This window comes from Bradyrhizobium sp. BRP19 (genome assembly GCF_020194195.1).
GTDB classification, from domain to species: domain Bacteria; phylum Pseudomonadota; class Alphaproteobacteria; order Rhizobiales; family Xanthobacteraceae; genus Bradyrhizobium; species Bradyrhizobium yuanmingense.
In genome coordinates this window covers 309,675-333,906 of the sequence record NZ_JADYVZ010000005.1, presented here as the reverse complement: position 1 = coordinate 333,906, position 24,232 = coordinate 309,675, and the positions used below count along the sequence as shown (strand labels likewise).

The window sequence follows — 24,232 nt, the reverse complement described above, 5'->3', positions numbered from 1 at the left end:
CCAGCATCAGACAACAGGAGCGCTCCACATGCTTCACGGTGACATCTCCAGCAGCAACGACACGGTCGGCGTCGCGGTGGTCAATTACAAGATGCCCCGCCTGCACACCAAGGCCGAGGTGCTCGACAACGCCCGCAAGATCGCCGACATGATCGTCGGCATGAAGGTCGGGCTGCCCGGCATGGATCTCGTGATCTTCCCGGAATATTCCACGCAAGGCATCATGTACGATGCCAAGGAGATGTACGAGACGGCCTCGATGGTGCCGGGCGAGGAGACCGCGATCTTCGCGGAAGCCTGCCGCAAGGCCAAAGTGTGGGGCGTGTTCTCGCTCACCGGCGAACGCCACGAGGAGCATCCGCACAAGGCGCCCTACAACACCCTGATCCTGATGAACGACAAGGGCGAGATCGTGCAGAAGTACCGCAAGATCATGCCCTGGGTGCCGATCGAAGGCTGGTACCCCGGCAATTGCACCTATGTCTCCGAGGGGCCCAAGGGTCTGAAGGTCAGCCTGATCATCTGCGATGACGGCAATTATCCGGAGATCTGGCGCGACTGCGCCATGAAGGGCGCGGAGCTGATCGTGCGCTGCCAGGGCTACATGTATCCGGCCAAGGAGCAGCAGGTCATGATCTCAAAGGCCATGGCCTGGGCCAACAACGTCTATGTCGCGGTCGCCAATGCCGCCGGCTTCGACGGCGTCTATTCCTATTTCGGCCACTCCGCGATCATCGGTTTCGACGGCCGCACGCTCGGCGAATGCGGCGAGGAGGATTACGGCATCCAGTACGCGCAGCTGTCGAAGCATCTGATCCGCGACGCGCGCCGCAACGGCCAGTCGCAGAACCATCTCTACAAGCTGGTTCACCGCGGCTACACCGGCATGATCAATTCCGGCGACAGCCCGCGCGGCGTCGCCGCGTGCCCGTATGATTTCTACAAGAACTGGATCAGGGATCCCGAAGGCACGCGCGACATGGTCGAGGCAATGACCCGCTCGACGCCCGGCACCGAGGAATGCCCGATCGACGGCATTCCGAACGGCGCGGCGGCCAGCAATTACTGAGCCGTCGCCGATTCCGCCTTACCCTCCCCTGGAGGGACCCTGGAGGGGGAGGGTCGATCGCGCGTAGCGCGAGCGGGGTGGGGTGATCCCTCCTCTCGGGCGCTGTTGGATGGGGAGAGACCGTCACCCCACCCCGTCTCACATTTCGCTACGCTCCATGTGAGCCGACCCTCCCCCTCCAGGGGAGGGTAAGAAAGAGGCGTTACCGCTTCTGCTCCGTGGGCCTGCGCGGCGGGCGCGGGGGTGCAGGCGCCGGCGTGCCGCTCATCTTGTTGGCGGCCTCGCTGACGTCGAGCAGCGAGCGGCGAATGTCGTCGAGGTAGGCCGCCGATTTCTTCTTCATGGTGCCGGCAAGCTCGTGCAGTCCCTGGATCTTCTCGAACAGCTCGTCGGCCTTGCCGTCGACGAAGCCCGGCACCGCGCCCTCGATCTTGGCGACCGCCTTGTCGAAGCCCGCAAAGGCGCTGTCGACCTTGGCCATGACCGAATCGATCTCGGCGCCCTTGCTCCTGAGGTCGGCGGTATAGGTCTCGAACGTGTGCAGGCCCTCCTTGATTGCGGGGGCGTTGTTCACGATGGTGCGGTCGACGCTGTGCAGGGTTTCGACGATGGTTTCGGCGTCGCTGAGATCGGCCGTCAGCACCGGGATGCCGTCCGCGTCCAGCGGCACCGGCGGTGCAGAGGGGGCGCCGCCGATGAGTGAGATCGCGGCAATGCCGGTGAGGCCCTGGAACTCGATTCCGGCCACGGTGTCCTTGCGGATCGGCGCGGTGTTGTCGAGCATGACGAGTGCCACGATCCTGCGCGGACTATCCAGCTTGATCGACAGGATCTGGCCGGCGGGCACGCCGTCGAAATTGACCGGCCCGCCGCGGCGCAGCCCGCTGGCGGAGCCGCCCTCGAACACCACGCGCAACTGGCTGCGGCTCTGGATGGTGCGCCATTTCTGCGCGCCGAGCAGGCCGCCGAACGCCACGGCGATCGCCGCCAGCGTTGCCGTTCCGATCACAAGATTGCTCGCGCGTGCCATGAGGCTGAGTTTAGGGCCAAAGCGGGATGGTTGGAAGAAGGTCACGATGGTACGTAGGGCGGGTTAGCGAAGCGTAACCCGCCAACGCCTCGCGCGTGGATGCACCGAATTGGTGGATTACGCTGCGCTAATCCACCCTACGGACCTACGCACCTCAATGCCCGGCCGCCCGCTTTGCCGCAGCATTGTTCAGCACGATCAGGGCGTCGACGGCCACACCCGTCCTGGTGTTGATCAGGAACGGGTTGATGTCGATCGAGGCGATGCGATCACCCGCATCCGCGATCAGGTTGGACAGCCCGACCAGCGCCTTCACCGCCGAGGCCTCGTGCAAGACCGGCCTGCCGCGATAGCCGCGCATCTTGACGCCGGCCTTGGTGCGGCCGATCAGGAGCCGTGCCTCGCTCTCATCCAGCGGCGCGCCGGCGAGCGCGACGTCCTTCATCAGCTCGATGTCGATGCCGCCGGTGCCGAACAGCACGACCGGCCCCATCTCGGCGTCGAGCGAGGCGCCGACCACCAGCTCGAGCTCGGCCTTGACCTGCTGTGCGATCAGGATGCCGTCGAGCTTCGGCTTGCCCTTGAGCTTCGCCACCCGCGCGGTGATGTCGGCGAACGCCTTCTTTACCTCGGCTGCGCTGTTGAGGTTCAGCACCACGCCGCCGATGTCGGACTTATGCAGGATCTCCGCACTGACGAGTTTTGCCACGACCGGAAAACCGATCTGCTTCGCAATCTTCACGGCGTCCGCCGCAGTCTGCGCGATCGCCTCCTTCGAGATCGGGATCCCGTAGGCCTTGAGCAGCTTCTTCGAGGCGACCTCGTCGAGCGCAGCACCGGTCGCCGATCTCAACGTCTTCTCCAGCACGGCGCGGGCGGCGGGTTTCGAGCTCGAGACGATATCGGGCACCTCCTTGCGCAGCTTCGCATAGGCGAGCAGCGACTTGATCGCGGTCACCGCGCGGTCCATGCCCTGCATGACCGCGAGATGCGGCAGCGATTTCCGCAAGTCCTTGGTGTATTCGGTGAAGCCGATCGACATCGCGCTGATGTAGATCACCGGCTTGCCCGCCTCGCTCGCCATCTCGTTGACGATGCGCAAATTGCGCTCGCGCAGCTCGTGCGGCGCCTTCGGCAGCTCGGCATCGACGATGACGATGTCGATATCGGGGTCGTCGATCATCAGCTTGATCGACTTCATGTAGACGGAGGGATCGACCACTGCGGCGAAGCCGGCATCGAGCGGATTGCCGACGATCGAGCCGGGGCCGAGCATCTTCGCCAGCTCCGCGCTGACATGCGGGCTCAGCGGCGTGAAATTCAGGCCTGCGGCATAGAATGCGTCGATCAGCATGCCGCGCTTGCCGCCGGACAGCGTCACCGCGGCGAGCCGGTCGCCTTTCGGAACGGCCGCGTGCACGAAGCACTCGGTGGTCTCGATCAGCTCGTCGAGGCCGCCGACCCGGATCACCCCTTCGCGCGTCGCGATCGCGTCGAACGTCTCGATCGAGCCGGCGAGTGCGCCGGTATGCGCCATCGCCGCGGCGCGGCCGCCTTCGGAGGCGCCGAGCTTGAGCGCGATCACGGGCTTGCTCGCCGCGCGCGCCGCCTTGCAGGCATCGCGGAACGCCTTGGTGTTGCGCACGCCTTCGAGGTAGACGACGATCACCTTGATGCTCGGATCCTCGGCGAAGTAGCGCATCAGATCCGGCGTCTCGAGCCCGGCCTCGTTGCCCGTGGTCACCATGTAGCCGACGCCGACACCCCGGTCTTCCAGCGTCTGGCGGATCGCCATGACGATCGCGCCGGATTGGCCGGCGATCGCCACCGCGCCCTGTTCCATGGTGACGATGCGATCGTCGATATTGGTGAAGAGCTTTTCGCCGGCGCTCAAATTGCCGAGGCAGTTCGGGCCCGTGACCGCGAGCCCCGTCTCGCGCACCGCAGCCTGCAATTCGGCAGCGAGCTTCTGGCTTTCGTCATCCTGCAGCTCGCTGAAGCCGGAGGTGACGATGGTGGCCGACCGCGCGCCGGCTGCGGCGGCGTCGCGGATCACCTGCACGGCAAAGCGCGCAGGCACCAGCACCAGGACGTGATCGGGCTTCTCCGGAAGACTCGCAAAGTCCTTGTAGCAGGGAACGCCCCAGACGGTGTCGCGCTTGGCGTTGACCGGATAGAGCCCGCCTTCGAAACCATACTTGATCAGATTGTTCCAGATGCGCTCGGCATAATTGCCGGGCTTGTCGGTCGCGCCCACCAGCACGATGTTGTGCGGGTGCAGCATTGCGTGGATGCCCTTGACGATGTCGCTGGCATCTGGCGGCGGAGACCATGGACGTGATGCGGGCGCAGCAGACACACGGGCTTCCATGGCGTGACCTCACCTGTTGTTCTTATTGGTGTCGCGTCACTCTGTTCTATGGCGAGTCCTTTGGCAACTGTGTGGCTGGTATGCCGTGTGGTGGAATGAAGCGCGCACCGGTGCGTGTCAGTCCGATCGGCGATCTAGCCGTCGGCGCCAATCAATGTCGCATGCACGATGTAGCGCTCGGGGCCGGATGTGACGGCATCGAATGGCCAGCAGGTCGCGAGAACAAGCTCGAAACCCTGTGCCATGGGATCGATGCCGGATGCATCGAAGCGAACCACGGCCGAGGAATCCGCGCGATAGCGAAAGTGTCGACCGTCACTGCGCGTGACGTCGATGACGTCGCCAATGGCAACATCCTTCAGGAAGCGGAAATGAGTGTCGCGATGGGCGGCATAGACGGCAATCCCGCGTTCGCCCGCATCAGCCGTGTGCTCGATATGACCGGGCCCGAAAGCGAGCGCCTGTCCGCTCGTGCCTTCCAGCACGATGGCGCTGGCACCGATCCGCTTCACCTCGATCCGCGCGACCGGCCAGATGTCGGCCCAGGACCAGGGCTTTACCGCCTGTCCCGTGGCAATGCTCCGGTCGAAGGCGCGCTCCAGCAGCACCTGCGCCAGCCACGCCTTGGCATGGATATAGGCGCCGTCGCCGAACAGGAAGAGGCCGACAAGCGCGAGGACCGGCGGAGAGATGAAGCGGGGCATTGTGTTTCGTCTCTCGTCATTGCGAGCCACCGGGTCCGCGCGAAGCGCGGCCCGATGACAGGCTCCGCGAAGCAATCCAGACTGTCTCCGCGGCGGCAGTCTGGATTGCTTCGTCGCTTCGCTCCTCGCAATGACAGTGAAAAAAGGCGCGCGCGGCCGTTTGGAGGGGACGGGCAGCCGCGCGCGCTAACAGAGGAGTTCGGGGGAGCTCCTCTCTCAAGCGGCGTCGGTGAGCAAGGTCCGACGCCGGTTGAACACGAACAGGATCAGGGCGAGCACGATCAGGATGAAGCCCGCGATCATCTTCAGCTCGGCCGAGGTCGCGGTCTTGGGCAGGCGGATCGCATCGGGCGCAGCAGGCATAGGCCGTCGCGTTGCCGGCTGATTGCGCGCATCGGCATGGCGCTCGTGCAGCTGTGTCGGCGTCAGATGCGGCCGCTCGCCGAACACCTTCTCGAAATCCCAGCCCGCGGGCAGGTTGATCGGCAGCTCGCTGAGCTTGAGCGGTTCGCCTTCGGGACGGCTTGGCGTCTTGTCGACCGCGACGAGGCTGGTCAGCCGCGTGACGATCTGATGGTCGAGCGCCAGCGCCAGGATCGCCTTGTCAGCTTCCTCCGGCGTCATCTCGCGCAGGGTGCGCGCGACCTCCGCATCGGCGATCTTCCGCCTGGCCCAGAGCTTCGACAGGCCCTTGCCTTCGGCTGCGTTTTGCAGCGGCAGCGTCACCGACCACGGACGGTCGCCGACGCGGCCCTTGATCTCGAGCGAGCCTGCGAGCTTGTCGAGTCTCGCCGCCAGCACCAGGGGCTCGTCGCGATAGACGTCGGGGATGATCGCCGGGGTGACGTCGGCATTGGCCTCGGAAAACCTTGCGGTGAGGCCGGTCACGGCCGGATTCTCCAACTTGGCGAACAGGCCGCGCATGCGCTCCTCCACCTGCTCGGTGGAGCCGATATGGGTGAAGGCGCCGCGGCCGAGCTCGGCGGCACGGGTCATCAGATAGGTGTTGGGCGCGGACCCGATGCCGACCATGAAGACGCGCGAGCGGCCGCGCATCGTCGTGATCGCATCGAACAATTGCTGCTCGTTGCCGATCGCGCCGTCGGTCAGGAACACGACCTGGCGGACCATGCCGGTGTCGCCGAGCCTGTCGGCCAGTGCCGCGCGCATCGCCGGCACCATCTCGGTGCCGCCGCGCGCCTGCAAGGCGCCGACGAAGGAGGTCGCCTCGCCGATATGGGCGGCATCGGCCGGCACGGCGGCCGGAAACAGCATGTCCATGGTGTCGTCGAAGCGGATCACGTTGAAGCGGTCATTCGGCTGCAGGCGTCCGAGGGCGTAAAGCAGGCTCGCCTTGGCCTGCACGATGGACGTGCCGCCCATCGAGCCGGAATTGTCGATCACGAACACGACCTCGCGGGGCAGCGGCTTCTGCGTCGCCTGCTCGGCGCTCGGCGGGGTGACGAAGGCGAGCAAATAATCGGCATCGCCGATGTGCTCGCGGAACAGTCCGACCGACGGCGCTGTCTCGGCAGCCGGCTTCCAGGTCAGCTCGAAATCACGGTCGGCGGGCACGGCACCGTCGGCGAGCGTCACCACGCGCGTCATGTTATCCGGGCTTTCCGTCTTGACGTTGTGATGGTGGCTCTTGACCTCGCCGAGCGCAAAGCCGGCCTGCAGGCGCACAATGATGCTGGTCGGATTGAGCGGCGCATGTTTGGCGGGATCCAGCACAGGGGGCGAGATGCGCTCGCGATCCGGCACCGGGTCCGACGTCGCGCCCCAGCCCGAGCCGTCCTTGCGGAAATCGACGCTCTGGATGATCGGTGCGGGATTGTAGCGCGGCCCGACCACGAGCGGCAGGCGCAACGAATATTCGTTGCCGACTTGATGCACCGGCTCCTGGTACTCGATCTGCACCAGCACGGTTTCGCCGGGACCGATATTGGCGACCGAGTTGGTGAAGATGTTCGGCCGCTCCTGCTCGGTGAGCGCGGCCTTCTGGCCGGCGCGGCGCGCCTCCTCGTAGATCACGCGCGCTTGCTGCCGTTCCTTGATGTCGCCGATGATGACGCGGTCGCCGACCACCATCTTCAGTGTGTCGACGGCGCCGCCGGCCGCGAGCGGATAGACGTAGGTGGCCTCGACCCAATCCTTGGTCGGGTTGCGAAATGCTTGCGTGACGCGGGCGCGCAAGGTCGGGCCCGACACGGTAATGTCGATATCGGTCCCGAGGCGAATCGCCTCCGTGGTAGTGCCGTCCTCTTTCAGTAGCAGGCTGCCCGACCGTGCTTCGCCGGGCTGGAGCAGGCTGGCCTGTTCGGTCGTCGCCGACCAGCTCGCCCCGAAACTCACCAGCAGGGCCAGGAAGGCGACCAGCATCACGGCGATGCCCTGCGCCAGAAGGAACAGTCCGACCTTGATGAGGCGGCTCAACAGCGGGTGTTCGTCGCTATCGGCCGTGTCGTAGGCGTTCATTTGGCTTGCTCCGAAGCATGTTTGCTGGTCCTCAGCATCCGCCGGCGGGGCGGGATTTCGCGAGCAGAATGATCGGCAATGTTCCGCCGCGGCCGGCCCAGGCTCGCTTGAGCCGGGGCGGTCATGTGCGGTTTTGTGCTGGTCTGTCCGCCCTGCTAAAGTGACCGGCCTGGAGCGGGGCTGACGATGCAGATGCAGGACAAACTCACGGACAAGCAGCTTTCGGACGAGCAGAGCCGCGAGATCGCCGAGACCATTCGCGAGGAGCTCGCCCGGCGCCGGATGTCCCGGCAGGCGCTGGCCGAGCAAGCCAAGCTCAGCCTCTCGACGCTCGAGAAGGTGCTCGGCGGCCGGCGGCCGTTCACGCTGGCGACGACAGTCCGGCTGGAGCAGGCGCTCGGCGTTTCCTTGCGCAAAAATGTCGTCGCGGCGGCGCCTCCCGCCGCAAACGACGTCGCGCCCGACAGTCTCGGCTCCTATGCCCATCGCGCGGTGACCTGGCTCGAGGACGTCTACATCACCCTGCGGCCGTCGTTCGGCGACAAGGATGCGATCTTCGCCTATCGCACTGAGATCGCCTGGGAGCCGAAGCTCTCGTCGCTGGTCTTCCGCGAGGGTGAGCGGACCGATGCCGCCTACGAGCATACCGGCGAGGTCGCCGTCCCACATCAGTCCGGCTTCATCTACCTCGTCATCATCAAGCACGGCCAGCACCGCGTGATCACGGTGTCGCGGCCGACGGTATCAGGCGAAATGTACGGCATCATCTCGACGCTGCGCGCCGGGCCCGGCTCGCAGCTCACGCCGATCGCCGCGCCGATCGCCTATGTGCCGCTCAGGAATATCCCAAAACCTTCCTTGGGCCGGGTTGCGCCCGAGGATCCCAACCACGCCTTGTATCGAAAGCACTTGCGCCGCACGGTGGAAGAGCCGTTCGCGTTGTTTCTGACGCTGTGACAGCAATCCGCTGGGGGTGCGTTGCTGGCTTGCTCGAAGCGTTCGCGCCCGATCAGCCACTCCGCGCAAGTGAACGGCCCAGGTTAGAGCCATGGTGGCTGAGACGAAACCGTTCGAGGCAAGTCTCGCGATGAAGAGCCCGTTCTATACCGCCGAGCACGACGCGTTCCGCGACGTGATGCGGCGCTTCGTCGAGAAGGAGATCACGCCCTTTGCCCATGAATGGGACGAAGCGGGCGAATTCCCGCGCACGCTCTATCGCAAGGCGGCCGAAATTGGCCTCTTGGGACTTGGATTCCCGGAAGAATATGGCGGCATCGCCGCCGAGCAATTCATGAAGATCGTGGCGAGCCAGGAGCTTGCGCGCGCCGGCGCAGGCGGCGTCAGCGCCAGCCTGATGAGCCACACCATCGGCTCGCCGCCGATCGCGCGGGCCGCACGCGCCGAGGTGAAGGCGCGCGTGCTGCCGCAGGTGCTGGCCGGCGAGAAGATCTCCGCACTGGCGATCACCGAGCCGGGCGGCGGCTCCGACGTTGCCAACCTGAGCACGCGCGCGCGGCGCGACGGCGATCACTACGTCGTCAGCGGGGAGAAGACTTTCATCACCTCAGGGATGCGTGCCGACTACCTGACCGTTGCGGTGCGGACCGGCGGCGAGGGCGCCGGCGGCGTCAGCCTGCTCCTGATCGAAGGCGATACGCCCGGACTGTCGCGCACCAAGCTGAAGAAGATGGGCTGGTGGGCCTCCGACACCGCGACGCTGCATTTCGACGCGTGCCGCGTGCCCGCCGCGAACCTGATCGGTGAGGAGGGCCAAGGCTTCAAGATCATCATGCAGAACTTCAACAGCGAGCGCATGGGCATGGCCGCGAGCTGCACCGCCTTTGCCCGCGTCTGTCTCGACGAGGCGATCGCCTATGCCAAAGAGCGCACGACCTTCGGCAAGCCGCTCGCGCAGCACCAGGTCATCCGCCACAAGATCGTCGATATGGCGCAGAAGGTCGCGGCTTCGCAAGCGATGCTGGAGATGCTGGCCTGGCGGCTGGAGCAGGGCGAGAGCCCGGTCGCCGAAATCTGCATGATGAAGAACCAGGCGACGCAGACCATGGCGTTCTGCGCCTCGGAGGCCGTGCAGATCTTCGGCGGCGCCGGCTTCATGCGCGGCATCAAGGCCGAGCGCATCTACCGCGAGGTCAAGGTCAACGCCATCGGCGGCGGCACCGAGGAGATCATGAAGGATCTGGCCTCGCGGCAGATGGGGTTGTGACTACGGCCGTCATTCCGGGGCGCGAAGCGAGCCCGGAATCCATCGGGCCGCAGACACCGTAGACAAATGGATTCCGGGCTCGCGCTACGCGCGCCCCGGAATGACGAGAGGACAAAATGTTATTCACCGCCGATCACGACGACATCCGCCGCTCCCTGCAGAAATTCATTGCGGGCGAGATCAATCCGCACGTCGATGCGTGGGAAAAGGCCGACATCTTCCCCGCGCACGAGCTGTTCAAGAAAATGGGCAGCCTCGGCTTCCTCGGCCTGAACAAGCCGGTCGAATTCGGCGGCTCGGGCCTCGACTATTCCTACGCGCTGATGATGGCGGAGGAGCTGGGCGCCATCACCTGCGGCGGCGTGCCGATGGCGATCGGAGTGCAGACCGATATGGCAACGCCCGCACTGGCGCGGTTCGGCTCGGATGAGGTGCGGCGCGAATTCCTGGCGCCGTCGATCTCGGGCGATTACGTCGCCTGCATCGGCGTCTCCGAGCCCGGTGCGGGGTCGGACGTCGCCTCGATCAAGACCCAGGCGCGCTCTGACGGCGACGATTACGTCATCAATGGCGGCAAGATGTGGATCACCAACGGCACCCAGGCCGACTGGATCTGCCTGCTCGCCAACACCGGCGACGGCCCCGTTCACCGCAACAAGTCGCTGATCTGCGTGCCCATGAAGGCCAAGGGTGTCACTGTCGCGCGAAAACTCGACAAGATGGGGATGCGCTCCTCCGACACCGCGCAAATCTTCTTCGACAATGTCCGCGTGCCCAAGCGCAACCGGATCGGCGAGGAAGGCCAGGGTTTTACCTACCAGATGATCCAGTTCCAGGAGGAGCGGCTCTGGGGCGCGGCCGCCTGCCTCAAGGCGCACGAATACATCATCGACCAGACCATCGAATACACCCGCAACCGCAAAGCCTTCGGCAAGTCGATCCTCGACAACCAGGTCGTGCACTTCAAGCTCGCGGAGATGCAGACCGAGGTCGAGCTCCTGCGTGCGCTGATCTATCGCGCCGGTGAGCAGCTGGTCGCCGGCGAGGATGTGACGCGGCTCGCGACCATGGCCAAGCTGAAGGCCGGCCGGCTCGGCCGCGAGCTCACCGACGCCTGCTTGCAATATTGGGGCGGAATGGGCTTTACCAACGAGACGCCGGTCAGCCGCGCCTATCGCGACAGCCGCCTGACCTCGATCGGCGGCGGCGCCGACGAGGTCATGCTGATGGTCCTGTGCAAGATGATGGGCACGCTGCCCGGCAGCAAAGGAAACGCCTGATGATCACGCTCTATCATTGCGACGCTGCGCGCTCGTTCCGTCCGCTCTGGATGCTGGAGGAGATGGGGCTGCCCTATGAATTGAAGATGCTGCCGTTCCCGCCGCGCGTCTTCGCCAAGGACTATCTCGCGCTCAATCCGCTCGGCACCATTCCCTTCATGATCGACGGCGAGACCAGGATGACGGAATCCTCCGGCATCTGCCATTACCTCGGCATCACATACGGCCCGACGCCGTTGATGGTCGGTCCTGAGGATCCCGCCTACGGCGCGTTCCTGAACTGGATGTATTTCAGCGATGCCACGTTAACCTTCCCGCAGACGCTGGTGCTGAGATACACCCAGCTCGAGCCGGAGGAGCGCCGCAACCCGCAGGTCGCCACCGATTACGCGAAATGGTTTCTGGGAAGACTGCGCGCCGTTGAGGCAGCGACGGCGAATGCCGAAACATTGTGCGCGGGCCGCTTCACCGCTGCCGACATCGTCATCGGTTACGCGCTTCGGCTCGCGAGCAATATCGGGCTTGCCAAGGATTTCGGGCCAAACGTCGCAGCCTATTGGTCGCGTCTGCAGCAGCGCGAGGGTTTCAAGCGCGCGGTTGCTGCGGAGCAGAAGGCCGGGCAAGAGCAGAATGTCGCGCCGAGGGTGAGGGCGTAAGGTCTAGGCTGTCATTCCGGGGCGCGGAAGCGCGATCCCGGAACCTCGAGATTCCCGGTTCGCGCTATTGCGCGTCCACGACGCGCCATGTCTTTTGACAGCGCTATCCTACCGTGACAGCGCCCAAATTTCCGCTAAGGTGACCTCCGTCCGCAGCGGCCAGAGAGCCGCGCGAGGAGGAACCCAATGGAATATAACGGTCGCGAATCCGACCACCTGATGCTGATCACGCCGGAGCGGGTGTTTTATGCGGGCCTGCTTGGTCGTCCGCGCAAACGGACACCCGGCTGCTGCCATGTCTATGTCGCGGTGAAGGGCAATCTGCACCTGACCATCGACGACGTTCTCGCCACCGGCGAGCTGTTCGTCACCCTGCCGAACCAGCGGCACTCCATCGCCAGCGACTATCGCACCGTCATCAGCGTGACGCTGGAGCCGGAAAGCATGGCGGATGGCGTGATCGAAGCCTTGGCCGCACGCCTGACCGGACCCGACCAGGCCGCCTATGCCCGCAAGATCCTCGCCGCCTACGCACTTTTGCGTCAGCGCCGCTATGGCGACATCACCACCGCCGAGTTCGACGAGATGTGCTTTGGCGAGGCGCTGCCGCGCCGCGTGCTGGATCCGCGCGTGATGCGTGCGGTGGCCCGCATCGAGCGCTTCTCCGGCGAGCCGGTGACGGCGGATACCTGCGCCGCTGAAGCCGGCCTCTCGGCCTCGCGCTTCCTGCACCTGTTCAAGGAGGAGACCGGCATCTCGTTCCGCTCCTTCCGCGCCTGGAAGCGCGCGCGGTATCTGCTGCACTTCGCCAACCAGGACCTCAACCTCGCCCATCTGGCGCAGGACATCGGCTATCCCGATTCCACGCATTTCAGCCACTCGATCCGCCGCTTCTACGGATTGAAGCCGCGGGCGATCTTCGTCGGCTCGCGCGATCTTGCGATCTATCGCAGCACCGAGACCGTGCGGATGGCGGAGGCTTCGTAGCTTCGTAGGGTGGGTTAGCCGATCAGATGCGCGAAGCGCAGCTGCTCGGCGTAACCCACCTCTTCAATGTCCACGGAGGCAGACAGTGGTGGGTTACGCCTTCGGCTAACCCACCCTACGAAAGCTCGTCTTTTCCCAGCTTCTCCGCGCAAGAAGCCGCATGTCGCGCGTCACATGATCGCAAGCGTTGAATTCTCAACGTGCGAGACATTGAACGCATGAGCGACAAGGCCGTCATCACCTGCGCGCTGAATGGCGTGCTCACCGACCCCAAGCAGCACAACGTGCCCGTGACGCCCGAGCAGATGGCGCGCGAGGCCAGGGCTGCGTTCGAGGCCGGCGCGTCCATCATGCACATCCATCTGCGCCAGCAGGCGCCGGGCAAGGGACATCTGCCGTCCTGGGAGGTCGCGGTCAGCAAGGAGATCCAGCAGGCGATCCGCGAAGCCTGCCCGGGCGTGATCATCAACCACACCTCGGGCGTGTCGGGGCCGAATTACTCAGGCGCGCTCGACTGCATCCGCGAGACGAAGCCCGAGATTGCCGCCTGCAATGCCGGCTCGCTGAATTATCTGAAGGTGAAGGCCGACAACAGCTGGGCCTGGCCGCCGATGATGTTCGACAATGCGGTCGAGAAGGTGAAGGACTATCTCGACGTCATGAACGCGGTCGGCACCATCCCCGAGTTCGAGTGCTTCGACGTCGGTATCGTCCGCTGCGTCGGCATGTACCACCAGGTCGGCATGTACAACGGCCCGCTCGAGTACAATTTCGTCATGGGCGTCGCCTCCGGCATGCCGGCCGATCCTGAATTGCTGCCGATCCTCTTGAAGCTGAAGCGCCCCGAGGCGCATTGGCAGGTCACCGCCATCGGCCGCGAGGAGATCTGGCCGCTGCACCAGCGCTGCGCCGAGCTCGGCGGTCATCTGCGCACCGGCCTCGAGGACACCTTCTATCTCGCCGACGGCAAGAAGGTGACGTCGAACGGCCAGCTGATCGAGGCCGTCGCCGCCTGCGCAAGGCGCGCCGGCCGCGAGATCGCGAGCCCCGCCGAGGCGCGGAAGATCTTTGGGACGAACAGGTAAGGTATCGCCCCGTCATTGCGAGCGAAGCGAAGCAATCCAGAATCTTTCCGCGGATGCAGTCTGGATTGCTTCGTCGCTTCGCTCCTCGCAATGACGAGCAGGATCAAGTCATGTCCATTCTCGAAAACACCATCTCCCCCGGCAGCGCCGCCTACCAAGCCAACCGCGACGGCATGCTCGGCCTGATCGACCGCATGCGCGCGCTCGAGGAGCGCACGCGCGCCGCGTCCGCCGCGGCCAAGGACCGCTTCCACAAGCGCGGCCAGTTGCTGCCGCGCGAGCGCGTCGCGCTGGTGCTCGATCCCGGGGCGCCCTTCATCGAGCTGTCGACGCTCGCCGGCTACATGTTCGACGTGCCGGATGCGAACAAGAGCGTGCCGGGCGGCGGCGTCATCGCCGGCATCGGCTTCGTCTCGGGCATCCGCTGCATGGTCAGCGCCAGTGATTCCGGCATCGACGCCGGTGCGCTGCAGCCTTACGGTCTCGACAAGACGCTGCGGGTGCAGGAGCTCGCGCTGGAGAACAAGCTGCCTTATGTCCAGTTGGTCGAAAGCGCCGGCGCCAATTTGCTGCGCTACCGCGTCGAGGATTTCGTTCGCGGCGGCAACATCTTTCGCAACCTGGCGCGGCTCTCCGCTGCCGGTCTGCCGGTCGTCACCGTCACGCACGGCTCCTCCACCGCGGGCGGCGCCTATCAGACCGGCCTCTCCGACTACATCGTCATGGTCCGCGGCCGCACCCGCGCCTTCCTCGCCGGGCCCCCGCTGCTGAAAGCCGCGACCGGCGAGATCGCGACCGAGGAAGAGCTCGGCGGCGCCGAAATGCATACGCAGATCTCCGGCCTCGGCGATTACCTCGCCGAGGACGATCGTGACGCATTGCGCATCGCGCGCGAGATCATGGCCGCGCTGCAATGGGAGCGGCCGGGCAAAGCGGCGGCGCAGTTCAAGCCGCCGCGCTATGACCAGGACGAGCTGCTCGGCATCATGCCGATGGACCACAAGCGCCCGGTCGACATGAAACAGGTGATCGCGCGCATCGTCGACGATTCCGATTTCACCGAGATGGCGCCGAATTACGGCCCGGCCACCGTCTGCGGCCATGCCCGCATCGAGGGCCATGCCATCGGCATCATCACCAACAATGGCCCGCTCGATCCCGCCGGCGCCAACAAGGCGACGCATTTCATCCAGGCCTGTTGCCAGACCCGCACGCCGATCCTCTATCTCAACAACACCACCGGCTACATGGTCGGCAAGGCCTATGAGGAGGCCGGCATGATCAAGCACGGCTCCAAGATGATCCAGGCGGTGACGTCGGCGACGGTGCCGCAGATCACCATCTATTGCGGCGCCTCGTTCGGTGCCGGCAATTACGGTATGTGCGGTCGCGGCTTCCATCCGCGCTTCTGCTTCTCCTGGCCCAATGCCAAGACCGCGGTGATGGGCGGCGAGCAGGCCGCCGAGACCATGGCGATCGTGACCGAGGCCGCTGCCGCGCGCCGCGGCAAGCCGATCGAAAAGGACAAGCTCGACGTCATGAAGGCGCAAATCATCGGCGTGTTCGACGGCCAGATGGATGTGTTCTCGACCAGCGCCCGCGTGCTCGACGACGGCGTGATCGATCCGCGCGACACCCGCGCGGTGCTATCGGAGGTGCTCGCGATCTGCCGCGAGGGCGATGCGCGCACGCCCCAGCGCATGCAGTTTTCGGTGGCCCGCCCATGAGGAACGGATCAGTGCAGCACCGGCCGTTCTCTAGGGTTCTGGTTGCCAATCGCGGCGAGATCGCACTGCGCGTGATGCGCAGCGCGCGAAAACTCGGCCTCGGTGTCGTCGCGGTCTATTCCGATGCGGATCGCGATGCGCTTCATGTGAAGCAGGCGGACCAGGCCGTGCGCATCGGCGAAGCCTTGCCGGCGCAATCCTACCTCAACATTCCCGCGATCATCGAAGCGGCCAAGGCCAGCGGCGCGGATGCCGTTCACCCCGGCTATGGCTTTCTCGCCGAGAACGAGGCGTTTGCGCGCGCCTGCAAGGATGCCGGCCTCGTCTTCATCGGCCCGTCGCCGCAGGCGATCGAGGCGATGGGCAACAAGGCAGGCGCCAAGGAGATCATGAAGAAGGCCGGCGTGCCCATCGTGCCCGGCTACCAGGGCGCTGAGCAAGGCGACGAGGTCATGCTCGCCGAAGCCGGGAAGATCGGCTTCCCCGTGATGATCAAGGCGGTCGCCGGCGGCGGCGGCCGCGGCATGCGGCTCGTCACTGACGCTGCGTCCTTCCCCGAAGCCCTGCGCAGCGCGCGGTCGGAAGCGAAAGCCGCGTTCGGCGATGCGGCCGTCATCCTCGAGCGTGCGATCCAGAATCCGCGCCACATCGAGATCCAGGTGTTCGGCGACAGCCACGGCAATGCCATCCATCTCGGCGAGCGCGATTGCTCGGTGCAGCGGCGGCACCAGAAGCTGATCGAGGAGGCGCCGTCGCCGGCGGTCACGCCGGAGCTGCGCGCGAAAATGGGCGAGGTCGCGGTGTCAGCGGTCAAGGCGCTGCGCTATGAAGGCGCCGGCACGCTGGAATTCCTGCTCGATGCCAGTGGCGCGTTCTACTTCATGGAGATGAACACGCGGCTGCAGGTCGAGCATCCCGTCACCGAGGCGATCACCGGGCTCGATCTCGTCGAGCTGCAGCTGCGCATCGCGCGAGGCGAGCCGCTGCCGATCAAGCAGCAGGACATCAAGTTCTCCGGGCACGCCATCGAGGTGCGGCTCTGCTCGGAAGACGCCGCGCAGGATTTCATGCCGCAGTCGGGTCGCATGGCGCGCTGGCAGGTGCCTGAGGGCATCCGCGTCGAGCACGCGTTGCAACCGGGCTCGGAGATTCCGCCATTCTACGATTCCATGTTCGCCAAGGTGATCAGCCACGGCGCCAATCGCGAGGAGGCGAGGGGGCGGCTGATCGTCGGGTTGGAGCAGCTTACGGCGTTCGGCGTGACGACCAATCAGGCGTTCCTGTTGTCGTGCCTGCGTCATCCCGGCTTTGCCAAGGGGGAAGCGACGACGGCTTTCATCGGCGCCCATCGCAACGAGCTGCTTGCGCCGCGTGCGGACGCGGCATTCGAGATCGCGCTGGCAGGCCTGCTGCTCTACGTCACCAACCCGCGCGCGCCGTCGTGGCAGGGCGGGCGGAGCCTTGCCGCCACCTTTCCGCTGCCGGCGAAAATCGACATCGGCGGCGATGCGCACGAGCTCGACATCATGCGCGAGCGCGACGGCAGCTACACCGTCGCCGTCGAAGGCCGCCAGCATAAGTTCGAGATCGACCAGCTCGATCTCGACGCCGTCCGCTTCCGCCACGCCGGCGTGATGGACAGCGCAAAATTCCTGCGGGATGGCGATCGGCTGTACGTCCAGCACCGCGGCATCCCGCTGGTGGCGAATGATCTCACCCTCGCCGCGCCGAAGGCGACTTCAACGAATGGCGGCGACGGCAAGGTCCGCGCCGCCATGAACGGCCGCGTGGTCGCCGTCCTGGTCAAGCCCGGCGACCGCGTCACCGCCGGCCAGCCGGTGCTGACGCTGGAAGCGATGAAGATGGAGCACGTCCACAAGGCCGGCATCGACGGCGTGGTCAGCGCGATCGACGTCGCCGAAGGCGAGCAGGTCACGACGGGCCGCATCGTCGCGGAGATCGGGGCGGGTTAGCGCCACAAACGCGGTCTCGTAGGGTGGGCAAAGGCGCGCAGCGCCGTGCCCACGAATGTCGATCATAAGCGGAATGGTGGGCACGCCGCTTTGCCCACCCCACGGCTGCGGTGGCCGCTCACGTTGAAAAACAAAAGCAATTTCAATATCTTGCTTGTTGCGGAAATTTCGCGACCTTTCCCATTGAACATAGTTCATTTTCGAGCTACTAATATTGAACAATGTTCAATATCTGGAGCTATTCATGCTGCGCGCGCGCGACCAAGCTCAACCGGCCAATGCACTGGTCCCGCCAGTCGTTCGCCGACTCTCGTACGCCCCCCTTCAAACCGGCGAGAAATATCTTATCGGTGCCCTCCTCGTCCTGACGCTCACCGCGCTTCTGGCGCCCACGATGCCCGCCGCCGCCTGGCACATCCCGCATTTCGTCGATAGCCGCACCTTCCTCGGCGTGCCCAATGCCGGCGACGTGCTGAGCAATCTCGCCTTCCTCGCGATGGGCGTCTGGGGCTCGGAGCGGCTGCGTGCCCGCCACGATGCGCCGGTGGGTGCGAACTGGTTCTTCGTCGGCCTGATCCTCACGTGCCTCGGCTCGGGCTTCTATCATCTCGACCCCGACGTGCCGCAACGGCTCATCGCCGATCGTCTCGGCATGGCGGTCGCGTTCGCGGGCTTTCTGGGCATCGCGGCCAGCGAGCGCATCAGCACGCGCGCAGGCGAAGCGGTGCTGGTGCTGACGATGATCGCGGGCCTGTTGGCGGCCTGGGTGGCACGCGAGAATCTCACGCCCTGGGTGGTCGTGCAGTTCGGCGGCATGGCCCTGGCCGTGGGCCTCGCGTTCACACGCCCGCGACCCGGCGCGCTTGGCGTGCCGCTCGGCGGCGTGATGGTCTTCTATGTGCTGGCCAAGCTGTTCGAACTCGGCGACGTGACCGTGTTCGAAGCGACCGGCCACATGGTCTCGGGCCATACGCTCAAACATCTCGCCGCCGCGCTCGCGGCCTGGCCGGTGATCCGGGCACTGGGATCTAGGCCGTGTACGCATTAAGCGGCTGGCCGTCGACTGATGTCCGCTTAAGCCCCAACACCAGCGGAGAAGCAGCAATCTTCCAATGTCGCTGAAGGGCCACATGCGGACTCATGCAGCGCAGCATCATTCAATCACCTCGTCAGCCGTCGCGAGTAGCGCGGTTGGAATATTCAGACCGAGAGCGCGAGCAGTCTTAAGATTGATCACCAATCGGAAGCGTTCCGGCTGCTGGATCGGGAGTTCGGCCGCTTTCGCGCCCCGCAGCAGTTTTGCAACATAACCGGCGGAGCGGCGATTGAGGTCAATGATGTCAGGGCCATACGCGAGAAGGCCACCTTCGACCGCTTCTTCACGCCAGTGATACACCGCCGGAATGCGGTTTTGCGCGGCGAGCTCGATGATCTTGCGCCGGTTGGCGAACCCGATGGGGTCCACAAGCACGAGCAGGCCCTGAATATCCTTCGAAGCTATGGTCTGGAAAGCAGGGCCTATGTCCTCCACCGAGCGTTTGATCACCGGAAGTATCTCGACCTGCCGGTCCGCGGCGGTTTTCTGGAAGTCGGCCATCAGCCGTGCATGATATTGGTTGTCGGGGTCGAGGAGCACCGCGAACCGCGACGCCCGTGGCAGTAACTCCAACAGAAGCCCGAAATTCTTGCCGCTGCTTGCGACCCCGGTCAGTCCCGTCACGTTTCCACCCGGCCGCGCAAGACTTGCCGCAAGGCCGACACCGACCGCGTCTGCGGTGGCAGTCACGATGGGGATCGTGCCGGTGACTGCCCTGGCGGCAATTGCCTCGGGCGTGCTGGACGCCACAATCACCTCGACTTCGAGAGCCACCAGCTCGGCGGCAAATCTCGCCAGTTGTTCCCGGTCATTCTTCCAGAACCGGCGCTCGATGATGATGTTCGCGCCCTCCACATATCCCATCTCGCGGAGTCCGCGATCGAAGGCTTCGATTCGTTGGTGCGGAACTGACGCCAGGAAACCGATGCGAGGCATCTTCTTCATGAGCTGATGGGCGGGCTGCGCGATCAAGCTGCGCGGCCAAACGGCACCGATGGCCCCGATCAGTGCAATGAACTCCCGCCGCTGCATGTACCCTCCAAGGACCACGCCTGGGGACATTAGCATTTTGCCATGGGACCGTGTGATCGACGGAGGTATGCGGGATTGAGATGGGCCGTTTGGGTTGAATAAGTCGAAAATAACGTCACAGCAAGAACCTCGCTGAATTAGGTCAGAGCGAGTGATGAAGTTCTCGCCTTCAACCCAACTATGCTCTCGGAGCTTTCGCAGAAAAGCATCGAGCGCGCGTTGTACCAACTCCCGGCTCGGAGCACTTAGATAAACAATTCGATGGACACGTTCCTTTTGCCAGGCGCGCGGCAACTGGCCAAATTGCAGCCAGTCCGCCGAGGGTCGACATGAAATCGCGTCGCCTCATGACTAGCCTCCAAATAGCGGAGCATTATGGGACGCAATCAGGACCGAGGATAGGGTAATGAGTCCGCAATGGGTCGAATGCAGACGGTCGCGGTCGCGCGGCAAGGTCGCTACGGGCCGACATGGGGCGTAGAGCCTTATTCGATCACCTCGTCCGCACGGGCGAGCAGTGATGGCGGGATTTCGATGCCTAACGAGCGCGCGGTTGCTGAGTTGAGAACCAAACTGAACTCCGTGGGCTGCTGAATGGGCAAATCCTCCGGCCGAGCACCTCCCAAGATTCGTGCGGCGTAGATGCCGGCTTTTTCAAAGTTTGCGACAAGGCTCGGCCCGTAGCTCATCAGGCCACCGGCCGCCGGAAATTCGCGGAATTCATAGGACGCCGGAAGCGAATGACGATCGGCCAATGCGACAAGTTGCGCACGCAGGTTGAAAAATATCGCATCGTTGCTGACGAGGACCGCCCCGACTTGGGCACTAACAAGCTGCCTGAAAGCTGGCTCTAATTCATCCTGGTTGCGCGCCTTGGCTACTTTCAAGGTCCGCCCGGTCGAACGGGCAACTTCGTCAATTTCCTGAAGCAAGTCTTGATTGTCAGGGTTCACCAAAAATCCGACGGTAGCCTTTTGCTGGAGCAGCTCCTGGATCAGTTCGAGGCGCTTTAGGACAAGCCTCGCTGTCATCATAGATATGCCCGTGGCGTTGCCCCCGGGGTGAGCGAAGCTCTTTGCCAGTCCGAGCTTCACGGGGTCTGACGCGATTACGAATACGATCGGAATGGTTGAAGTCACTTTCCTTGCGGCGAGCGCAACCACATTGCCCCCTCCGATGATCAGCGCTGGATTGAAATGCAAGAGCTCCTGAGCGAGCTCCGGAAGCCTACTGTGGTTTCCTCGTGCCCACCTACGTTCTATCGTAACGTTTTTGCCAACTACGAAACCCCTCTCCGCGAGACCTCTTTCGAATGCTGCGTCATAGGGACTCGCAATGTCAGGGGAACCCACGGACAACACACCGATAACAGCTACCGCTGAACGTTGCGCGCTCGCCGTCAGCGGCCACAGAGGTGCCGCGCCGACAAGAAGCGTGATGAACTCCCGCCGTCTCATGTGCGCTCCTAAGCTCTCTGGTGACGGCATCGTAGCCGTTCAGGCGAGCTCATTGAAAGTGGCCAAGGTCAAAAGTGTTGCATCCGCGAACCGCCGCAGACTTCTGTCTCCCCAGCTCCACGAAGCGAGAAGCATTTGTTCCCGCTCCTAGAATTGCAATATGGCAAGCCAATTTGCGACAGCATTACTGCTACACATCTCGCTGGGATTGCTGACCATGCCATTGTTTAAGGAGATCAGGGACCCTGACGATGCTCACGTTCCGGCGTCAGGCACGTGCAACCGCAAGAATGAGTTTCGACCCGGGCGGTTGAGGGGTTGGAGTGCAGGCTCAGACTTCTGCTACGGGTCAAAAGCGGTGCTCGGAGGGCGAGGTCCCAATGGTCGGCTGAGGGCCACAAGCGGACATCAACGGGACGATGCAAGAGCACATGGCGGATTTTCGGTTGCCATGATCCGGCCCCGCGCTGGGGAGCACGGAGCGTACAGAACGCTGGCTTGAGGTTGAGGCAATTGGTCCAATCTTCTGATCCATCTTGAAACAAGATCAAGCCTCTCTAAGTCTCACGCCGGAAGGCTCCTCCGACCTCTTTTGGAAAGGATTGCTTGTAACCGTCGAGGACGACGATGATGACTCTGGAAGAAAAGCTCGCCCGCTTGCGCACCCACCGCAATAGCATTCACCGCTACCACCGGCTGCTCAAGACCCGCCTTTCCGATCTGGAGCGCGAGTACATCGAAAGCCGTCTCTCCGAGGAACGGGCGGCGCTGGTAAGCCTCGCGCGCACGCCGTTCCCCATTCCTTTTAAAATGCCGCCGCCAGAGCAGCAGCCGCAGACCTTCAAGCCTGAGGTGACCTGAGCTTGCCGTGGGCATCAGGAGGTCGCTCCCGTGCGACAGCGGCCCATCAACGGCGTCGAGCCGGAAAGAACCGAGGATGACATTACGCGTGAGCTGCTCGGCCCCAGGGGCGTTCCGGGCGGTCCCGATCCCGCCCGCATGGTCCCGCAGGTCGAGAAGAACACGCCAAAGCACATAAGGTGGAGAACCCCGAGCTCCCGCGATGAACCGAGCGCCAGAAACCGGAACCTTGTTGATCTGGTCAAGGGCAGAGAGGCGGAACGGGTAGTGACAAATCAACGTTGCTCCGAATTGCGGGGCGCCTTTGATTGCGGTGCAATGATGCAGGACGCTCAGAAGTACATCAACATTGCCGCTCTAATCGCGCTCGCTGGTTGGCTTGGTCTCTGTTTCAAGATGGGCTGGTACTGATGGGGCGGCTTACGCCCGGAGTAGACCACATCGGCCCCAGCCTGGAGGTTTTTCCGGATCGAAAAACGAGCTGGGACCGAGAGGTCTGCCGTCGGATGGCAAACGCAGCTTGGTCCCAAAAATCATGCCACGTGGCATTCAAAATTTGGGAATCCGACGCAAACGGAATGCCCGATGAACCTAGCCCCGGAGCAAGGCCTTTCCATCGGCACTTTCGGAATTTGGCGCCGGGAGTAAGCCGTCCAGCAAGGCTAGCTCGAGCTACGGCACTTGCGGCTGACCCAAGGCCGACTGCGCTGAGTAGCTGCCGGCCCCAGGTCCGCACCGAATTTCGTCCGCGTCGGCTGGACAGGTTTTTCCGGTGACGGCGAAGCTATGCCACGAGCCAAACGATCCAGCTTCTCAGCTACCGGTGGTCAGCCGCGGCGGGTTGCGGGACATAATCCAGAGCTCGATCGCTGCCAAGATTGCGACCGCCGCGCCGATGATCACATGCACGGTCATCGCGGTGGTTCCCTGGAAGCCCAATATCCAGGGCGATACCAGTGCCCACAAGCCGACGACGAGGTTCAGCCATTCCTCCCACACCGCGAACGCCGCCAGCGCTGCGACCGCAAGGATCGCGATGGCGATACCGGTGATAACGGCGTTCTGAGAGACCGTCCCCGCATCGAAACCGAATATCCAGGGCGAAACGAACAGTACCGCGCCGAGGATCAGGTTCGCAACATCACAAAACTTTGCGTTCGTCCAATTCCCTTCCCAATTCTGCATGGCACCCTCCATTGGAGGTTTCGATGCCAAATCAACCGCGTAATCGCCGAGCCGGTTTCCATCGCGGCCCGCGGCATAATGGCAACGGAGAGGCGGACCCGCCGCGCCGGTGCTGTCCTAGGCTGTGTGCTCATTAAGCAGCTGACCGCCTGCGGTCCCAACCTTAACAGCGGCGGGAAAGCGGACGGCTCCGGAGGTCGCTGAAGGGTCAAAATGCGAAGAACTCAGGTTGAGCAAATCTGGACCGCTCTGCCGCGATAAGCAGACCTCTGTGAGACGCAGCGCAACTTCGCAGATGGACCAAAGGCTGAATTTACGGACTTAGTCACTATTGGCACGCGCCAGCAGGGACGTTCGAAGCCCTTCTTCGATTGACACGATCTGACTGTTCTCTCCACTTGGCCAATTGTCGGTTAGAGGCTTGAAGTCGTCGCCGCCCATCCTAAGTTCAGACGCTGCCGGCTGTGTCCGGCAAAACGAAACTCATGCAAAGGATCGAGAAGCCCGCTTGCGCGGGCATAAGTCGAGGGAAGTCACATGAGAAAGCTTGCTCTTGCAATCGCCGCGGCAGCAACGCTCCTCATCGGAACCGTTGCGCCGGCCTCGGCCCATTGGCGGGGCCATCATCATCATTGGGGCAGTCCAGGCATTGGTCCGGCCATCGCGCTCGGCCTGTTCACCGGAGCGCTGGCCGCCGCGGCCGCACCTCCGGTCTATTATGCGCCGGTCTATGGTCCGCCGCGATACTATTATGGCCCCCGCTATTATCGGACCGTCCGGTATTATCCGGCGGCATATCCTTACTGGTATCCCTGGTGAACTGATGCAAAGGCCCGGCCCGCAACCGGGCCTTATCGCTGTCCGGCATCTCGATCGCCTGCGTCCAGCGCTGCCGAGCCCGCGTTTGGGATGACTGGAACCGATGGCAGCAGGAGAAGTTCTGTCGTGAACATGCAGGTCCGGAGGCGCACCGGGCCCGAGCGAGCGCGCCAAATGCGCCTCGACGCTAGCCCGGCC

Annotated in this window: 20 protein-coding genes; 13 read left to right on the top strand and 7 right to left on the bottom strand. The window is 64.0% G+C overall.

Features of this window, described 5'->3' with window-relative positions:
- Positions 1-28: 28 nt before the first annotated feature.
- The gene (locus I6F36_RS19065; RefSeq protein WP_036023905.1) at positions 29-1,069 is read left to right on the top strand and encodes an aliphatic amidase; all 1,041 of its coding nucleotides are present in this window, start codon (positions 29-31) and stop codon (positions 1,067-1,069) included.
- A gap of 202 nt (positions 1,070-1,271) precedes the next feature.
- On the opposite strand, the gene I6F36_RS19060 is transcribed toward I6F36_RS19065, so the two are convergent.
- From I6F36_RS19060 to I6F36_RS19045, 4 genes are all read right to left on the bottom strand, one after another.
- Entirely contained in the window at positions 1,272-2,099 is an 828-nt protein-coding gene (locus I6F36_RS19060) for an MlaD family protein (protein ID WP_225157966.1), read from the bottom strand.
- Positions 2,100-2,253: 154 nt separating this feature from the next.
- Entirely contained in the window at positions 2,254-4,470 is a 2,217-nt protein-coding gene (locus I6F36_RS19055) for an acetate--CoA ligase family protein (protein WP_225171950.1), read from the bottom strand.
- Between the two features lie 134 nt (positions 4,471-4,604).
- A complete protein-coding gene (locus I6F36_RS19050) occupies positions 4,605-5,174 on the bottom strand; it encodes a class GN sortase (RefSeq protein WP_225171949.1) in 570 nt (189 codons plus the stop codon).
- A 216-nt stretch (positions 5,175-5,390) separates the two neighbouring features.
- A complete protein-coding gene (locus tag I6F36_RS19045) occupies positions 5,391-7,652 on the bottom strand; it encodes a marine proteobacterial sortase target protein (RefSeq protein WP_225171948.1) in 2,262 nt (753 codons plus the stop codon).
- Between the two features lie 186 nt (positions 7,653-7,838).
- Between I6F36_RS19045 and I6F36_RS19040 the strand changes: the two genes are divergently transcribed.
- The 9 genes from I6F36_RS19040 to I6F36_RS19000 all read left to right on the top strand — a co-directional run bounded on the left by I6F36_RS19040 (position 7,839) and on the right by I6F36_RS19000 (position 18,632).
- On the top strand, positions 7,839-8,609 hold the full coding sequence (locus I6F36_RS19040; protein ID WP_036002093.1) for a helix-turn-helix transcriptional regulator: 771 nt from the start codon (positions 7,839-7,841) through the stop codon (positions 8,607-8,609).
- A gap of 130 nt (positions 8,610-8,739) precedes the next feature.
- Positions 8,740-9,876: an acyl-CoA dehydrogenase family protein gene (locus I6F36_RS19035; RefSeq protein ID WP_225171992.1), complete on the top strand. Its 1,137-nt coding sequence runs from the start codon at positions 8,740-8,742 to the stop codon at positions 9,874-9,876.
- Positions 9,877-9,992: 116 nt separating this feature from the next.
- On the top strand, positions 9,993-11,156 hold the full coding sequence (locus tag I6F36_RS19030; protein ID WP_225114810.1) for an acyl-CoA dehydrogenase family protein: 1,164 nt from the start codon (positions 9,993-9,995) through the stop codon (positions 11,154-11,156).
- The gene (locus I6F36_RS19025; RefSeq protein WP_225171947.1) at positions 11,156-11,812 is read left to right on the top strand and encodes a glutathione S-transferase family protein; all 657 of its coding nucleotides are present in this window, start codon (positions 11,156-11,158) and stop codon (positions 11,810-11,812) included. The genes I6F36_RS19030 and I6F36_RS19025 overlap by 1 nt, the downstream gene beginning before the upstream one ends.
- 186 nt (positions 11,813-11,998) lie before the next feature.
- Positions 11,999-12,799: an AraC family transcriptional regulator gene (locus I6F36_RS19020; protein WP_036023887.1), complete on the top strand. Its 801-nt coding sequence runs from the start codon at positions 11,999-12,001 to the stop codon at positions 12,797-12,799.
- A gap of 218 nt (positions 12,800-13,017) precedes the next feature.
- Positions 13,018-13,884, top strand: a complete 867-nt coding sequence (locus tag I6F36_RS19015; RefSeq protein ID WP_225152359.1) for a 3-keto-5-aminohexanoate cleavage protein — start codon at positions 13,018-13,020, stop codon at positions 13,882-13,884.
- Between the two features lie 110 nt (positions 13,885-13,994).
- Positions 13,995-15,611 (top strand): acyl-CoA carboxylase subunit beta, encoded by a 1,617-nt coding sequence (locus I6F36_RS19010; RefSeq protein WP_225171946.1) that lies wholly within the window; start codon positions 13,995-13,997, stop codon positions 15,609-15,611.
- A complete protein-coding gene (locus I6F36_RS19005) occupies positions 15,608-17,584 on the top strand; it encodes an acetyl-CoA carboxylase biotin carboxylase subunit (protein WP_225171945.1) in 1,977 nt (658 codons plus the stop codon). Before I6F36_RS19010 ends, I6F36_RS19005 begins: the two co-directional genes overlap by 4 nt.
- Positions 17,585-17,828: 244 nt before the next feature.
- Positions 17,829-18,632, top strand: coding sequence for a hypothetical protein (locus tag I6F36_RS19000; protein WP_036002177.1), 804 nt, complete (start codon positions 17,829-17,831; stop codon positions 18,630-18,632).
- Positions 18,633-18,737: 105 nt separating this feature from the next.
- Here the strand turns inward: I6F36_RS19000 and I6F36_RS18995 are convergent, their stop codons facing one another.
- Both I6F36_RS18995 and I6F36_RS18990 read right to left on the bottom strand, forming a co-directional pair.
- On the bottom strand, positions 18,738-19,712 hold the full coding sequence (locus tag I6F36_RS18995) for an ABC transporter substrate-binding protein (protein ID WP_036002174.1): 975 nt from the start codon (positions 19,710-19,712) through the stop codon (positions 18,738-18,740).
- A 485-nt stretch (positions 19,713-20,197) separates the two neighbouring features.
- On the bottom strand, positions 20,198-21,169 hold the full coding sequence (locus I6F36_RS18990; protein WP_036023876.1) for an ABC transporter substrate-binding protein: 972 nt from the start codon (positions 21,167-21,169) through the stop codon (positions 20,198-20,200).
- A 627-nt stretch (positions 21,170-21,796) separates the two neighbouring features.
- On the opposite strand from I6F36_RS18990, the gene I6F36_RS18985 reads away from it, so the two are divergent.
- Both I6F36_RS18985 and I6F36_RS18980 read left to right on the top strand, forming a co-directional pair.
- On the top strand, positions 21,797-22,030 hold the full coding sequence (locus tag I6F36_RS18985; protein WP_306469161.1) for a hypothetical protein: 234 nt from the start codon (positions 21,797-21,799) through the stop codon (positions 22,028-22,030).
- A gap of 30 nt (positions 22,031-22,060) precedes the next feature.
- Positions 22,061-22,441, top strand: coding sequence for a hypothetical protein (locus tag I6F36_RS18980; protein ID WP_225114829.1), 381 nt, complete (start codon positions 22,061-22,063; stop codon positions 22,439-22,441).
- A gap of 402 nt (positions 22,442-22,843) precedes the next feature.
- Here I6F36_RS18980 and I6F36_RS18975 read toward each other — a convergent pair whose 3' ends face one another.
- Complete coding sequence (locus I6F36_RS18975) at positions 22,844-23,215, bottom strand: SPW repeat protein (protein WP_225131527.1); 372 nt, start codon at positions 23,213-23,215, stop codon at positions 22,844-22,846.
- A gap of 537 nt (positions 23,216-23,752) precedes the next feature.
- Between I6F36_RS18975 and I6F36_RS18970 the strand changes: the two genes are divergently transcribed.
- Complete coding sequence (locus tag I6F36_RS18970; protein WP_225157611.1) at positions 23,753-24,034, top strand: hypothetical protein; 282 nt, start codon at positions 23,753-23,755, stop codon at positions 24,032-24,034.
- The last annotated feature ends 198 nt before the right edge of the window (positions 24,035-24,232 follow it).

Excerpts from the sequence above, each read along its gene's own strand:
- I6F36_RS19065 (WP_036023905.1), top strand. The coding sequence starts at position 29 with ATGCTTCACGGTGACATCTCCAGCAGCAACGACACGGTCGGCGTCGCG.
- I6F36_RS19060 (WP_225157966.1), bottom strand. The coding sequence starts at position 2,099 with ATGGCACGCGCGAGCAATCTTGTGATCGGAACGGCAACGCTGGCGGCG.
- I6F36_RS19055 (WP_225171950.1), bottom strand. The coding sequence starts at position 4,470 with ATGGAAGCCCGTGTGTCTGCTGCGCCCGCATCACGTCCATGGTCTCCG.
- I6F36_RS19050 (WP_225171949.1), bottom strand. The coding sequence starts at position 5,174 with ATGCCCCGCTTCATCTCTCCGCCGGTCCTCGCGCTTGTCGGCCTCTTC.
- I6F36_RS19045 (WP_225171948.1), bottom strand. The coding sequence starts at position 7,652 with ATGAACGCCTACGACACGGCCGATAGCGACGAACACCCGCTGTTGAGC.
- I6F36_RS19040 (WP_036002093.1), top strand. The coding sequence starts at position 7,839 with ATGCAGATGCAGGACAAACTCACGGACAAGCAGCTTTCGGACGAGCAG.
- I6F36_RS19035 (WP_225171992.1), top strand. The coding sequence starts at position 8,740 with ATGAAGAGCCCGTTCTATACCGCCGAGCACGACGCGTTCCGCGACGTG.
- I6F36_RS19030 (WP_225114810.1), top strand. The coding sequence starts at position 9,993 with ATGTTATTCACCGCCGATCACGACGACATCCGCCGCTCCCTGCAGAAA.
- I6F36_RS19025 (WP_225171947.1), top strand. The coding sequence starts at position 11,156 with ATGATCACGCTCTATCATTGCGACGCTGCGCGCTCGTTCCGTCCGCTC.
- I6F36_RS19020 (WP_036023887.1), top strand. The coding sequence starts at position 11,999 with ATGGAATATAACGGTCGCGAATCCGACCACCTGATGCTGATCACGCCG.
- I6F36_RS19015 (WP_225152359.1), top strand. The coding sequence starts at position 13,018 with ATGAGCGACAAGGCCGTCATCACCTGCGCGCTGAATGGCGTGCTCACC.
- I6F36_RS19010 (WP_225171946.1), top strand. The coding sequence starts at position 13,995 with ATGTCCATTCTCGAAAACACCATCTCCCCCGGCAGCGCCGCCTACCAA.
- I6F36_RS19005 (WP_225171945.1), top strand. The coding sequence starts at position 15,608 with ATGAGGAACGGATCAGTGCAGCACCGGCCGTTCTCTAGGGTTCTGGTT.
- I6F36_RS19000 (WP_036002177.1), top strand. The coding sequence starts at position 17,829 with ATGCTGCGCGCGCGCGACCAAGCTCAACCGGCCAATGCACTGGTCCCG.
- I6F36_RS18995 (WP_036002174.1), bottom strand. The coding sequence starts at position 19,712 with ATGCAGCGGCGGGAGTTCATTGCACTGATCGGGGCCATCGGTGCCGTT.
- I6F36_RS18990 (WP_036023876.1), bottom strand. The coding sequence starts at position 21,169 with ATGAGACGGCGGGAGTTCATCACGCTTCTTGTCGGCGCGGCACCTCTG.
- I6F36_RS18985 (WP_306469161.1), top strand. The coding sequence starts at position 21,797 with ATGATGACTCTGGAAGAAAAGCTCGCCCGCTTGCGCACCCACCGCAAT.
- I6F36_RS18975 (WP_225131527.1), bottom strand. The coding sequence starts at position 23,215 with ATGCAGAATTGGGAAGGGAATTGGACGAACGCAAAGTTTTGTGATGTT.
- I6F36_RS18970 (WP_225157611.1), top strand. The coding sequence starts at position 23,753 with ATGAGAAAGCTTGCTCTTGCAATCGCCGCGGCAGCAACGCTCCTCATC.